The following is a 13,954-nucleotide window of genomic DNA, read 5'->3' on the forward strand; positions in this document are numbered from 1 at the left end:
ACTGTCATCTACTAAAGGCGCGTTAAGCGCCTTTTTACTTTTTTGCACTCTTTATAACACTGCACTTAACCAGTTCATCATGATTACGCACTACATAACATGCTCACTACGTTTTAATTTATCGATATAGCATAACGCGATAAGATAAACTCAGCTTTGTTAGCATTTCATTTATCAATAACAGAATTTATCGAATTCCTCTATCTAGGCTACAAAGCACATCTAAAAACAGGTAAAGTAACCATCATTGAAAGAGTTGAAAATCTGCTCTTTCAGACCATAATTACAATAATACGTTATACCTTACCGAAAATGATTTTTAGACTACTTCTAATAATGCTGTTTTTCGCGTTTTCAGCGGCTGCTAAACCTATTTATCAGTACGTTAAAAGTGATGGTTCTATTGCTTTTACCGACCGAAAACCAATTAAACACAGCTACAGTATTTATCGTACGGGCTGTTATGCCTGCCAACTGCGCTCGTCTTTAAATTGGCATAAAATTCCTATCTATCCAGACAAGTATCATTTGGAAATAGCGACAGCAAGTAAACAACATAATGTTGACCCTGCTCTCGTGCGTGCAATGATCCACGCTGAATCGGCATTTAAAGCCAATGCACGTTCAAAAAAAGGCGCAATAGGATTAATGCAACTGATGCCGGCAACGGCTAAATACATGGGTATAAAACGCCCAACTCAACCAAGCCAAAATATCTTAGGCGGCGTTAAGTATTTATCTTATTTATTAGAAAAGTTTAATGGCAATATCAGATTAGCAACGGCTGCGTATAATGCAGGGCCTAATGCCGTTAAAAAATACCGAGGCATACCACCATTTGCGGAAACGAAAGCGTATGTCGAACGCGTTGGCATACTGCACAACCGTTATCGTGTGGCAATAAATAAAAAGAAAAGAAAGATTTCACCCAGCTAGGGTAAATAAGGAAGCTGTGGTGGTTAGCTCACCCACCACAGTAGAATCAATGCAAAAATAACAACACTTAAACGGAGCAATGGCCCTTTAAGCGTTTCAAAGGTTTTTCCCTTTAGCTTGTTAATAGCTGCTTGCTCAGTACATGCCGCTACTTTATCAATATAGCTATAACCCGATTTTTCATAGCTTTTACAAATTGCTTTGTCAGCAGGAATGGCTTTTAGCTCATCCCCTTTTTTTAGGATATAAAAATCCATAACGCACCGTTATTTTTATTTCTCTAACCAATACTAACTTCGGTATTTTTGCCCAAGGCAAAAAAGTGGCGGCTATTAAATACTAAGTAGAAAAAAAGTGCAATACGCAATTAGCAATAGTGAATAAAAACTTACCAAGCAAACGAATAAGCTTTACATTCGTTATGTAATCCGCAGTAACAATTCATTTTTCAAGTGCAATCAATCTAAAGCGTCAACTTTGAATCACACGCTACGCTAAGCAAATTTCCTTGGGGTTGCGCGGCTGTCGATTAAATAAAAACCACACAAGCGTTCAAAAAGCACTCAACTGTTAAATTGGATTACAAAATTTCACACTTTATTAGCAATTTCACTTATTTGCCGCGGCTAATTGCTGCTATTATCGTCACCGCTGTATCGTTATGAGTTGGCTATGTGCAATTTGAACCGCTTTACATATCACTGTTTTTTACCAGTTTTAATGCTTGGCATAACAACTGGTGCGAATGCTGTTGAAATTAAAGTAGGCCAAAGCCATTCAGATTTACCGCTAGATCAATCTGGCACATTGACTAGTGTAACTCCCAGTGGCACGAGTTTTTCATTAGCACACGACTTTAGTGAGAGCGTGCGAGTCAGTTTAGATTATATAAACTGGGAAGATACCCACTTTTCACGAAAAGCGAATTCACTAAAGATTGACTCACAATCTTACGCTGCAACGCTAACCTACTTCATTGAAAACTTTGCGATATCGGGAAATTACACTTACTGGCAAAGCGATTACCGAGAATCATTTTTAGAACTCCCCTCATCACAACACAAAACGTATGCTCCTAGTTACGGCCTGTCTGTAGGTTACGGTATATTTTTTGACGAGTGGGTTATCGAGCCGTCGTTACTTGTGCAATACAACGAATGGCGTTATCGCGATATTATGATTGAGCAAAATGAAATGGCGCTAGCATTGCGCGATGCACTAGAGGACGAAACCCTGGTAGTAAGTGGCTTACTATCGGCGTCAAAGATCATTGAAATTAGACCCGATACCTATTTACTTGCAGGTGGCGTTATACGCTGGAATGAACTGTTTCAAGGCGATGGTACTAAACAAACCGATAAGTTTGTCAGTTTTGCAGGCAGAAAGTCGTATCCTCACAATACTGATGATGATTACGCCGAGCTAAGTGTATTTGTCACTTACGATATCACGCCCGAGTGGATGGTTGAGCTAGATAGCAGTATTGCATTTTTACCACATGATAATGTGTCGAGCGTTAGCTGGCGTATTGGATATCGCTTCTAATCCACACCTACTTTATTTCAAGTGCAACACCTCCTTATTCATATAGTAAAGGTATTTGATGAGTTTCACTTGCCACTATTCACAGTATTTATATTTAAAATATAAAACATTAAATAATTTTATTTTAATGACGTTATGTTAAATAAACGCCCTTTCTAATTATCTAAGGTAATGCTGAATAAAAAGCCAGCGTCATAGCACTAGCTGTTTTAATCCTTACTTGTTAGAATCATGCAACTAAATTTCCTGCGAGAATAGAGAGTGAATTAAGATGGGAAGAGCGTTTGAAGTTCGCAAGAACGCGATGGCTAAAACAGCAGCCGCAAAAACAAAAGTAAACTCTAAATACGGTAAAGAGATCTATGTAGCGGCTAAAAACGGCGGCGCAGAGCTAGATACTAACTTGTCGTTAAAACGCCTTATCGAAAAAGCAAAGAAAGACCAAGTACCTGCACACGTAATCGACAAAGCGATTGAAAAAGCAAAAGGCGGCGCTGGCGAAGATTACCAACCAGCACGCTACGAAGGCTTTGGTCCAGGTAACTGCATGGTTATTATCGATTGTTTAACGGATAACCCAAACCGTACCATTAAAGATGTACGTTTAGCATTTACTAAAACTAACTCAAAAATTGGTGGTCCAGGTACAGCTGCACACAGCTTTGATCACCAAGCTGTATTTGCATTTGCAGGCGACAACGACGAAGAAGTGTTAGAAGCACTAATGATGGCAGACGTTGACGTAACTGACGTTGAAGTTGAAGATGGCATCGTTTCAGTATTTGCACCACACACTGAGTTCTATAACGTTAAAACTGCACTGGCAGACGCATTTCCAGATGTGAAGCTAGATGTTGAAGAAATCACTTTCGTACCACAAACAAGTGTGGATATTGAAGGCGATGATATCCCACTTTTCCAAAAGTTTATGGATATGCTTAACGATAGCGATGATGTTCAAAACATCTACCACAACGCAATCGTACAAGACTAATCAAAATCATATAAAAAAGGCCTGATTTTTCAGGCCTTTTTTTGTTAATAGTGTTTATAAAAATTGCATTAATTTACGCTTCACTGGTTGCCTTAGAAAAACCACTTGATTAATACAATTAATACCTATTCTGTTCAGTACGAGATCAGAGCTAGCGCTGAATAAATAAAATGATAACAAGGCGAAATTTGTCTTATGTAGTTATGCTACATTGATAAATTAATACGCCGTAAGCATGATATTTAACCCGCTAGAATGATCAGCTATTTAAGTGAATTGGTATCAATTCGCTGCTTTAAATTCTAAACGGCGGCGATGTAACACAGGCTCTGTATACCCGTTCGGTTGTTTTGTACCTGATAATACTAGCTCTAGTGCCGCTTGAAACGCCACGCTCTGCGCATAATTATCTGACATATTACGGTAATTAGCGTCGCCTTCATTTTGTTTATCAACCACTTTGGCCATTGCTTCAAGGGTGTCAATTACCTGTTTCTCGCTGCAAACACCATGGCATAACCAGTTAGTCATATGCTGTGATGAAATACGTAATGTGGCTCTGTCTTCCATCAAGCCCACATTATTAATATCAGGCACTTTAGAGCAACCAACTCCCTGCTCAACCCAACGTACCATATAGCCTAAAATACCCTGTGCATTGTTGTTCAGCTCATTTTGAATCGCATCAGAGGTCATTGATTTTGGCTCTGGATGCAGTGGCGGACACAAAATATCATCCACATTAGCGGCAACGCGCTGTTTAATTTCCTGTTGTAAGCTAAATACATCCTGCTGATGATAATGCATCGCATGTAAGGTAGCAGCCGTTGGCGATGGCACCCACGCCGTATTTGCGCCACTTTGCACATGTGCAGTTTTTTGCACTAGCATTTGCGCCATTTCATCTGGCATTGGCCACATACCTTTACCAATTTGTGCTTTACCGCTTAAGCCACATGCTAAGCCTACATCCACATTGTTGTTTTCATACGCACTAATCCACTTTTGCGCTTTAATTGCATCTTTTGGCAACATTGGTCCTGCAAGCATACTAGTATGAATTTCATCACCTGTTCTGTCTAAAAAACCAGTGTTGATAAAGATAACTCGCTCTTTCGCCTCAGCGATACACGCAGCGAGGTTAACCGAAGTCCGGCGCTCTTCATCCATAACACCCATTTTTAAGGTATTCTCTGGCAAGTTAAGTAAGCTTTCTACCTTACAAAATAACGTATTCGCATAAGCCACTTCTTCAGGGCCATGCATTTTCGGTTTTACAATATTAATGCTATTAGCTCGGCTATTTTTCCGGGTGCTTTTGCCTTTTAAATCGTGCAATGCTATCAACGACGTAATAACCGCATCCATGATGCCTTCAAAAACTTCATCGCCATTTTTATCGAGAATCGCAGGATTTGTCATTAAGTGACCAACATTGCGTACTAGCATTAGGCTGCGGCCTTTGAGCTGTTGCTCATCGCCACTTAAATCTGTGTAGGTTAAATCTGGATTAAGCGCACGTGTAAGTGTTTTACCACCTTTTTCAAACTCAACCGATAAATCGCCTTTGTTTAAACCAAGCCAGTTGCTGTATACACCTACTTTATCTTCTGCATCAACCGCCGCAACAGAGTCTTCGCAATCCATAATGGTGGTTAATGCCGACTCAAGCACAATATCTTTTATATGCGCGCTATCTTGTTTGCCAATTTGATGGTTTTCATCAAACTGAATCACAATGTGCAGCCCATTATTTTTAAGAATTAATTCTGTAGGTTGCTGCTTAGTACCGTTATAGCCCACCAACTGCTCTGGTGATTGCAATGCGCTTTGGCTTACATTGTTCAACGTCACAATCAGCTTGCCATCAACAATCGCGTAATCACTGGCATCTTTGTGCGAACCATATGTTAGTGGCAATGCTTGGTCTAAAAACTCACGGCCGAAATCAATTACCGCATTACCACGTACGGGGTTGTACTCGCGTCCGGCTTCACGGCCATTGTCGTACGAGATCGCATCGGTGCCATATAACGCATCATACAATGACCCCCAGCGGGCATTCGCTGCATTTAGCGCAAAGCGCGCGTTGCTTACCGGCACAACTAGCTGCGGGCCTGCCATTGTGGCAATTTCAGGCTCAACGCTTTCAGTTACCACTGTGACATCGCTTGGTGCTGGTTTTAAATAGCCAATTTGCTGTAGAAATTGTTTGTAATGGTCAAACTCAAAGTTTGAATGCGCTTGATGGTATTGATCGATTTGCACTTGCAGATCATCACGTTTCACTAACAGTGCGCGGTTAATCGGTGTCATTTCAGACACGATTTTTGAGAAGCCTTGCCAAAAGTGCTCCACATCAATGCCCGTACCTGGAATAACTTGATGGTTAATAAATGCGTATAAGCTGGGATCAACAGCTAACCCTGCATGGTGAATACGTGTTGTCATAAATTTTCTCACCTTGAAGTGGCACACAATTGTATGCGTTTAAATAATTTGGTTATTTGATTCTATCTAAGTTACACAAGAAAGCTTGCTTTTGGCATTCATTAAAAAAATACTCATGATAAAAACTATAAATTTTATAAATCATGCCGTTTCAGCCTAACTTAAATGTAAAGGCGCTACCCGTTCAATGTTGTTGCTCAAAAAGGTAATAACACCAGCGCCATCTAATCAACAAGATGAAGGACTTAACACGATGGCTAAACAATTAACTTACCAACAAGAAATCGACCGCATTGCAACGTTAAAAGAAGTAGGCGAGAAGAAATGGCAAAATATTAACCCTGAGTCAGCAGCGCGTATGCGTTTGCAAAACCGCTTCCAAAACGGCTTAGAAATTGCGCGTTATACTGCTGATATTATGCGTAAAGATATGGAAGCGTACGACCAAGACCCATCTCAATATACGCAATCACTTGGCTGTTGGCATGGTTTTATCGGTCAGCAAAAAATGATTTCAATTAAAAAGCATTTCCAAAATAATACTGACCGTCGTTACCTTTACCTTTCAGGTTGGATGGTGGCAGCACTACGCTCTGAATTTGGCCCTCTTCCAGACCAATCAATGCATGAAAAAACATCGGTTGCTGCATTAATCGAAGAACTTTACACTTTCCTACGTCAGGCTGACGCCCGCGAACTAGGCGGTTATTTCCGTGAACTTGATGCAGCGCGTAAAGCTGGTAACAGTGCAGAAGAAGAGACAATCCTAGCTAAAATTAACGACCATAAAACACACGTTGTACCAATTATTGCTGATATCGATGCCGGTTTTGGTAACGAAGAAGCAACTTACCTACTTGCTAAGAAAATGATTGAAGCAGGTGCTTGCTGTATCCAGATTGAAAACCAAGTATCGGATGAAAAACAATGTGGTCACCAAGATGGTAAAGTGACTGTACCGCACGAAGATTTCTTAGCAAAAATCAATGCTGTTCGTTATGCATTCCTTGAACTAGGTGTAGATAACGGCGTTATCGTAGCGCGTACCGATTCACTTGGTGCTGGTCTAACTAAACAAATCGCAGTAAGTAACGAACCTGGTGATTTAGGCGACCAATACAACGCATTCTTAGACGTAGAAGAAATTGAATCGACTGATATCAAAAACGGTGATGTTATTTTAAACCGCAACGGTAAGCTGGTTCGTCCTAAGCGTTTACCAAGTAACTTGTTCCAATTCCGCTCTGGTACGGGTGAAGAGCGTTGTGTACTTGACTGTATTACTTCATTACAAAATGGTGCTGACTTACTTTGGATTGAAACGGAAAAGCCACATGTAGGCCAAATTGGCGCGATGGTAAATGAAATTCGTAAAGTTGTGCCAAACGCAAAACTTGTTTACAACAACTCTCCATCATTTAACTGGACTCTGAACTTCCGTCAGCAAGTTTTCGATATCATGGTTGAAGAAGGTAAAGATGTATCTCAATACAACCGTGAGCAGCTAATGAGCGTGGAATACGATAACACTGAACTTGCAGCATTAGCTGATGAGAAAATCCGTACTTTCCAGGCTGATGCAGCCCGTGAAGCAGGCATTTTCCACCACTTAATTACCCTGCCAACTTACCACACTGCAGCGTTATCTACCGATAACCTTGCTAAAGAATACTTTGGTGAGCAAGGTATGCTGGGTTATGTTAAGAACGTACAACGTCAAGAAATTCGCCAAGGCATTGCGTGTGTTAAGCACCAAAATATGGCAGGTTCTGATATGGGTGACGACCACAAAGAGTACTTCTCTGGAGATGCGGCCCTAAAAGCTGCAGGTGAAGACAACACCATGAATCAGTTCTCTTAATACTGTTTAGCCAGTAAACCAGCTAGGCACTTGCCTAGCTTTTTTACCATTATTATACCAATTCGGTTAAGTATTTGAGCAGGTTTAGCACCGGATAAATAAAATGCTAACAAGGCGTAGCTTTCTTATCGTGTGATGCTACATCGATAAGCCCCAGCGCATTTAACATGATAGTTAGCGGGTTAGACTGATTAGCTATTTAAGCGAATTGATATTATGTATCCCTAACTGTGATCCAAAGGCCTGACGGCCTTTTTTTGTTTTAATAAATAATAACTTTAAGATAGAGATCATATTTTTACTAAGTATCAAGATTACCGCTAAAAAAACAGATCGAGATTTTACTAGCGATTTAAAACCACGCTCATTTGTAAAATCAAAGTTAACAACTGATTACTTTTAACCCTAACACCCCCTTAAAGTGCCGCTAACACCTCGTTTTCGCAGCCAAAACCAAACAATAGAGATCAAAATTTTACTAACTGTTGATTTTAGAGATCATATTTTTACTAAGTTGCGGTGTATTTGAGATCATTATTTTACTAGCTGATTAGTAAATTAATGATCAAATACCTTAATAGATCAGTTTTTTACTAACTAAAATCAATAAAACGACATTTTTGTGTTTTTAGAGATCAAAATTTTACTAACTAAACGCTATTTTTAGTGAAAAGTCGGCTTTGAGATCAAAATTTTACTAACCAAAATGGGCTTGCTTAATATTTTTCTGGCTTAGCTTAGTAAAAATATGATCTCTGTATTCAAATCTAAGAAATAAATACGGTAAATATGCCCGAGTACGTTTAAAAATAAGGGGGAACGCTAGTAAGTTAGTAAAATTTTGGTTTGTAACGGTCTGGTACAGTATTTATAGAAAAATGAAGGGGATCTGTTTAGCAATTAAGTACAACTAGGTTATTTAACCTAGTTGTACAATCTTCTGTTTTGCATCTGCAATGATAGCTGCATTATCAGATACTGAGGCTTTATTAAGATTAGCTTTAACACGCGCTATTTTTAACTCATCAGCACACTGCTGCGGCTTATTAGAAAGCTTAGCTAAGCGCTCCTTAACTTCGTCAACTTTATGATCGCATTTATTTTGGGAAAGTGCTGCGATTTTATCTTTAACAGCTTTTGCTTTATCATTTTCGCCCATCAATACATCAAGCACACCCTCGCGCTGCATTTTTTCAACTAACGCTTGTGGCGGTAAATGTAACATCGGCATCAAGCTTTGCAGAAACGCTCTCAACTCAACTTGCTCAGATAATGAGAAGTCTGAAAATGTTTTTAGTAGCTTGTGTTTATCAAGAAACAATTCGGTCAAATGTGAACTTAGCACTGTGCTATTAATTGTGGTTAAATCCACTTTTTTTGATGCTGAAGGCTTATCTGGAAGGTCAATTCCTAAAACTTGCATCTCGGCTAATAGCTCAGCTGATGGCAGTGATAACGCCTCAAGTGCATAATCAATATTGTGTTTAACTTTAAGCGCTTCCATCGGTGCAAACGCCAGAAAAACTTGCGATAAACTCGCTTTATCCATTAATAAATTGTACACAATAAGCCCTCCCTAATCAGATAAGGCACTGAGTTTAGTCAACAAACATGACAAATATATGACTAGGTTAACTAAACTCAGTATTAAGTGTGATTTATAAGGTTACTTTAATTTGTATTAAAGCACCCAAACTTCAACGCGGCGATTACGTTCACGACCAACTTCGTTATCGTTATTTGCAAGTGGCATATCTTCACCAAAGCCTTCTACCGCATAGACATTAATACCGCGAGCATTAAGCTCTTGTTCAACACTTTTAGCGCGGCTTAGCGACAACATAGTGTTTTTATCACGTGCCCCAATGCTGTCCGAAAAACCCATAAGTACAAGTTTGCGACTTGGGTTTTCTTCAACAAACGACACAAGGCGCTGTAAATCTCGCTTACCTTTGTTATCAAGATCGCGCGTTGCATAATTAAAGCGGAAGTTCAGTGATAAACGTTTCGCAAGCTTTGCATACTGATTATATTTGTCTGGAGCCAGTTCGCTTGCCACCACGTCTTCAACACGAATAGACTGTGAAATTAATCCCAGTTCCTGCACGATTTCTTGACCGCGATCTGAAATTGCAAAGTTAGCAAAGTCTTTTATTTGCGTAGCACTATTGGTTGGCGTGTAGAGGTATAGTCGACGTGCCAGCGGGTAATCTTCCGTCGCAATGGTAAAACGCGTTGGGTAAATTGCTTTAGTGTCACTGCTATCTGCAATTGCCAGTGCTTTACTGTATCGAATGTAATTTAAGCCAATAAACCCAATTGCATAATCATCGCGTGACACATGCTCAGACAATTCTGAGCTCGATTCGAATCGCTCTGCTGTCTTCGTTAATTTGCGACCATACTTCTTTAATACCAACGATTTGAACGTATCAAATGTGCCAGAGTTATCATCACGAGCAAATACTTTTATCGGGGCTTGGTCACCACCAATCTCGGCCCAATTATCAATTTCGCCAGAGAAAATACGCGATAATGTTTCAGTTGTTATGGTCTTTAACGGGTTATTTTGGTTAACAATAATTGCCAAACCATCCAACGCGATGATGTGTTCATTGCCAAGCTTAGATAAATCACCTGACTGACCTTTTAAGGCTTCAACTTCACTGGTTTTAATTTTGCGCGAAGACATACCAATTTGCGCCATATTCGCGTTTAACGCTTTAAACGCCGTTGACGAACCATGCGCGGCCAAGCCTATTTCCAACTTTTCACCATCCATTTCAAACTGCATGGTGCGCTCAGTTGCAATGCGTCCCTGTTGCCAATCAATATCTTTAGCACCTTGCTCTTCAAAATAGGCTTTTAATAGTGCTGGTGCGAGTTTTTCGCCTATGGTGTTCGAGCCATGAATTGCAAATAGGGATTGATACACCGCTTCTGGCTCTTTTTCCACCGGAGTAGGCTTGCCCATTTGTGCTGATTTTTGTGAAATCACTTTGTTTGGTACTGCCGCTACCTGGCTCGATTGTGCTGTCGTGTCGCCAGATAAGCCAAACCAAGCGCCTACCGCACAAAGCGCTAACACAGCAACTGATGCAGCAATCATAACGCCCGTGTTACGCTGTTTTGGCTGTGAAATCGGCTCAGCCTGTGAAGCTTGCGCTTGATGACTAGGTGACGCATTAAACTGCTCAATAAGACGACTTAGCTCTGCGTTTTCTAGACTCAAAAGTTCAGTGAACACTAACGCGCGATACTCTTCTTCTGAGATTAACTTTTCTTTCGCTAAATCGATATCAAACTCTCGTTTGGCAGTTGAGATTATTTGCTCGATTAACTGTTGTTTTTCCTGTTCCATTGCCATACCTCATTTTTTTTCGGGTATGTTATGAACTTTATATGGCAGTTATATGACAGTACTTTAGATTTATTATGAAAGATGATTGTAAAGGGGGTTGACAAAACAGCCTGCATGATTGCAGGCTGAATAATTTAAATGCTTATATTTCAATCATCTAGCCATACCCAAATTTTATCTGAGTTATTATAGGCAACATCATGAATTGACACCGAACCGGTTCTTAACAGCTTAGCGGTTTTATCGGCATTGTGCGTCATAGCAAAATCATACACGCTTTCACCATTACACATAAGCTTTTCACTAATTAGCGGAAGGGTTAAGTGATTTGTTTTTAAATTGGTTTTTAGCTTGAGTACCTTGTTACTTTTTACATCTTTGCATGCCTGTACTAATAAGCTCTCAATAGTCGATTTATCAAACGCGATTGCCGCGCTAGGTAACACCAATAGCGATGCCGCTATTGCAGTAGTTGCTAATGCTTTCATACTCCATTCCTCACTCTCTCAGAACGCCTTTTAAAATTAGCAGAACCTAGTAATTCCGCCTGTTACAGAGGTAATCACAGTGTTAACTCGAGGATCTAACTGTAATGAAATATGTATTTGATGTACTTTCAGCAAGTTGTAGATGAAAAAAAACCAGCAGAATTATCTACTGGTTTTTGACTTCACAACTGTTTAGGAGTTTTTTAATAAAACCGTTAAATTGACTCGAGAGCAATTTTAACCATTTCATTAAAACTATTTTGTCTTTCTTCACTTGGGGTAGCTTCACCTGTGATCACATGGTCACTTACCGTGAAAAGCGCCATTGCATTTGCGCCATATTCTGCAGCAACACCATAAAGACCCGCAGTTTCCATATCAACTGCTAATACGCCAAGTTTGTCTAGTTTTTGATAAAGATCGTTCGACGCTTGATAGAAAGTATCTGTCGTAAATACATTACCGACTTTAGCAGCGATACCTAAACGCTTCGCCGCTTCCACACCGTTTACCAACAGGTCGAAGTTAGCAATAGCAGCAAAATCGTAGCCTTGTACACGTGCACGGTTAACATTTGAATCTGTCGATGCGCCTTGAGCAAAGATTACGTCGCGAATTTTGATATCGCTACCAATACCACCACAGGTACCAATTCGAATTAAGTTTTTAACACCGTAGCTCACAATCAATTCACGCGCATAAATGCTCATCGATGGGATACCCATGCCAGATGCCATAATGCTCACAGGTTTACCATTATAAGTACCGGTATAACCAAGAATATTTCTTACAGATGTTACTTCACGTGCATCTTCTAAAAATGTCTCTGCAATATGCTTCGCGCGAAGCGGGTCGCCTGGCATTAATACCGTTTCGGCAAAATCATTTAATTGTGCGTTAATGTGTGGAGTACTCATAATCTTTCCTATCTAAGTTAACTGCCAAGCTGAGATTTAAAACTGTTACCGTATTCAAGTGGCGCAAGTGAAAACCATGTTGCTAATGTTTGACCTATGTCTGCAAAAGTTTCGCGCTCACCTAAATTAACTGGCGTCATGCCAGGTGTATACGCTAAAACCGGCACATATTCACGAGTGTGGTCGGTGCCCTGCCATGTTGGGTCGCAACCATGATCTGCAGTAATCATTAGCACATCATCTTTGCCAAGTAAGGCTAAAAATTCAGGTAAATAATCATCCAATTGCTTTAGCGCTTTGGCATAGCCGATCGCATCACGGCGATGGCCAAACTTTTCATCAAAGTCCACTAAGTTTACAAAGGTTAAGCTATGGTCTTTCGCCTGTTTAAATACCTCGGCGGTTTTAGCCATTAAGTTTTCAAGCCCTGGCGCTTTGTGTTTTTCGGTAATGCCTTGGTGTGCGTAAATATCAGAGATTTTACCTATGCTGATTACTGCACCATTATCTTCAGCTAGTTTGTCGAGTAATGTTGGTGCCGGTGGCAATACCGAATAATCACGGCGGTTGCCGGTACGCGCAAAGTTATCTGCTACGTCACCTAAAAATGGACGTGCAATCACACGGCCAATATTGTATTCATCTAATAACTCACGCGCTATTTCGCAAATTTCATATAAACGCTCTAAACCGAAGGTGCCTTCGTGACAGGCAATCTGAAATACGCTATCAGTAGAGGTATAGCAAATAGGCTTACCTGTTTGCATGTGTTCTTCACCTAACGCTTCTAAAATAACCGTACCTGACGAATGACAGTTGCCTAAAATACCCGGTAGATTAGCGCGTTCTATAAACTCGGCGATAAACGCATCAGGGAAGCTATTTTGCTTATCGTGAAAGTAACCCCAATCAAATAACACTGGTACTCCGGCCATTTCCCAATGACCTGATGGTGTGTCTTTGCCTGATGAAATTTCTTTTGCATAACCATACGCTGCAATCGGAGCGTTACGCTCAGCCACTTGGCAATTGGTATTGCTTGCTTGTTCGCACGCATCAATTAATCCAAGTTTTGATAAATTTGGCAGCGCGAGTTTTTGGCCGGTTTCACCATGGTAAGCAGCGAGTAAATGTGCCAAAGTGTTTGCACCTTTATCACCAAAGCGTTCAGCATCAGGTGCAGCACCTATGCCTAAACTGTCTGCCATTAAAATTAGCGCTCTTGCCATAGTTACCTCAATTTAAAATAGCCTGATATACCAAATGCCGTTGTGTCTCGCCAAAAATAATTGGCGTGCCTGCATTTATTTTAGCCATTGGTTCACATTTCGCCTAGCTATTCACGCTCAGCGTTATAAATACTCTAGGCTGTGTGCCTAGGGTTACACAGGACTTTTGTCC

Annotated in this window: 11 protein-coding genes; 4 read left to right on the forward strand and 7 right to left on the reverse strand. The window is 40.3% G+C overall.

Annotation, left to right across the window (positions count from 1 at the left end; genetic code table 11):
* Positions 1 to 336 precede the first annotated feature (336 nt).
* The gene (locus ACHSBP_RS17840; RefSeq protein ID WP_100914614.1) at positions 337 to 936 is read left to right on the forward strand and encodes a lytic transglycosylase domain-containing protein; all 600 of its coding nucleotides are present in this window, start codon (positions 337 to 339) and stop codon (positions 934 to 936) included.
* Positions 937 to 959: 23 nt separating this feature from the next.
* Here ACHSBP_RS17840 and ACHSBP_RS17845 read toward each other — a convergent pair whose 3' ends face one another.
* Positions 960 to 1,193, reverse strand: a complete 234-nt coding sequence (locus tag ACHSBP_RS17845; protein ID WP_010558399.1) for a hypothetical protein — start codon at positions 1,191 to 1,193, stop codon at positions 960 to 962.
* A 463-nt stretch (positions 1,194 to 1,656) separates the two neighbouring features.
* On the opposite strand from ACHSBP_RS17845, the gene ACHSBP_RS17850 reads away from it, so the two are divergent.
* Both ACHSBP_RS17850 and ACHSBP_RS17855 read left to right on the forward strand, forming a co-directional pair.
* Positions 1,657 to 2,481, forward strand: a complete 825-nt coding sequence (locus tag ACHSBP_RS17850; RefSeq protein WP_100914613.1) for an autotransporter domain-containing protein — start codon at positions 1,657 to 1,659, stop codon at positions 2,479 to 2,481.
* Positions 2,482 to 2,752: 271 nt separating this feature from the next.
* Positions 2,753 to 3,475, forward strand: coding sequence for a YebC/PmpR family DNA-binding transcriptional regulator (locus ACHSBP_RS17855; RefSeq protein ID WP_395389906.1), 723 nt, complete (start codon positions 2,753 to 2,755; stop codon positions 3,473 to 3,475).
* A 282-nt stretch (positions 3,476 to 3,757) separates the two neighbouring features.
* Here ACHSBP_RS17855 and ACHSBP_RS17860 read toward each other — a convergent pair whose 3' ends face one another.
* A complete protein-coding gene (locus ACHSBP_RS17860) occupies positions 3,758 to 5,926 on the reverse strand; it encodes a malate synthase G (protein WP_395389907.1) in 2,169 nt (722 codons plus the stop codon).
* Between the two features lie 253 nt (positions 5,927 to 6,179).
* Between ACHSBP_RS17860 and ACHSBP_RS17865 the strand changes: the two genes are divergently transcribed.
* Complete coding sequence (locus ACHSBP_RS17865) at positions 6,180 to 7,787, forward strand: isocitrate lyase (RefSeq protein ID WP_100914611.1); 1,608 nt, start codon at positions 6,180 to 6,182, stop codon at positions 7,785 to 7,787.
* 919 nt (positions 7,788 to 8,706) lie between these two features.
* Here the strand turns inward: ACHSBP_RS17865 and ACHSBP_RS17870 are convergent.
* From ACHSBP_RS17870 to ACHSBP_RS17890, 5 genes are all read right to left on the reverse strand, one after another.
* Positions 8,707 to 9,351 carry a hypothetical protein gene (locus ACHSBP_RS17870; RefSeq protein WP_395389909.1) on the reverse strand — a complete coding sequence of 215 codons (645 nt, stop codon included), beginning with the start codon at positions 9,349 to 9,351 and terminating at the stop codon, positions 8,707 to 8,709.
* A 117-nt stretch (positions 9,352 to 9,468) separates the two neighbouring features.
* Positions 9,469 to 11,148, reverse strand: coding sequence for a substrate-binding domain-containing protein (locus ACHSBP_RS17875; protein WP_395389910.1), 1,680 nt, complete (start codon positions 11,146 to 11,148; stop codon positions 9,469 to 9,471).
* A 149-nt stretch (positions 11,149 to 11,297) separates the two neighbouring features.
* A complete protein-coding gene (locus ACHSBP_RS17880) occupies positions 11,298 to 11,636 on the reverse strand; it encodes a DUF3718 domain-containing protein (protein WP_105172277.1) in 339 nt (112 codons plus the stop codon).
* 215 nt (positions 11,637 to 11,851) lie between these two features.
* Positions 11,852 to 12,553 carry a purine-nucleoside phosphorylase gene (deoD, locus tag ACHSBP_RS17885; protein WP_010558407.1) on the reverse strand — a complete coding sequence of 234 codons (702 nt, stop codon included), beginning with the start codon at positions 12,551 to 12,553 and terminating at the stop codon, positions 11,852 to 11,854.
* A gap of 17 nt (positions 12,554 to 12,570) precedes the next feature.
* Entirely contained in the window at positions 12,571 to 13,782 is a 1,212-nt protein-coding gene (locus ACHSBP_RS17890; protein ID WP_395389912.1) for a phosphopentomutase, read from the reverse strand.
* Positions 13,783 to 13,954: the final 172 nt, after the last annotated feature.

Source organism: Pseudoalteromonas sp. XMcav1-K (assembly GCF_044005875.1).
Lineage (GTDB): Bacteria > Pseudomonadota > Gammaproteobacteria > Enterobacterales > Alteromonadaceae > Pseudoalteromonas > Pseudoalteromonas spongiae.